General features: G+C 68.6%; 1 protein-coding gene. It reads right to left on the bottom strand.

The annotated features are described in order from the left end of the window. A partial coding sequence (locus FLP08_RS17130; RefSeq protein WP_202912807.1) for a 50S ribosomal protein L11 methyltransferase occupies positions 1-423 on the bottom strand: 423 nt, incomplete at both ends.

A 423-nucleotide genomic window follows, 5' to 3' on the forward strand; every position in this document is an offset into this window, starting at 1 on the left:
ACAGCGCGGTGGTCGGGTGGGTGCCGGTGCCGAAGGCCAGGCCCGGATCGAGCAGCAGGTTGACCGCGTCCGGCTCGGGGGCGGCGTGCCAGCTCGGCACGATCCACAGGCGGCGGCCGAAACGCATCGGCTGGAAGTTGTCCATCCAGCTGCGTTCCCAATCCTGGTCGGCGATTTCCTCGACATGGTGCTCGGGCAGGTCGCCGCCGGTAAGCAAGGCGAGGTGGGCGAGCAGGGCGGTCTCATCGGTGTCCGCTTCGAACAGCGCCAGCAGGTGGGTGCGCGACCACAGCGGGGTGGTGCCGAGGTCCGGCTCGAAGATCGGCTGGTCTTCGGCGTCCATGAAGGTCACGGAGACGGCGCCGACTTCGAGCAGGGCGTCTTCGTAGGTTTCGGCCTGTTCCGGGGTGATGGCCAGGCGAA

The sequence above is a fragment of the Christiangramia aestuarii genome (assembly GCF_009735585.1).
In the GTDB taxonomy this organism is placed as follows: Bacteria; Bacteroidota; Bacteroidia; order Flavobacteriales; family Flavobacteriaceae; genus Christiangramia; species Christiangramia aestuarii.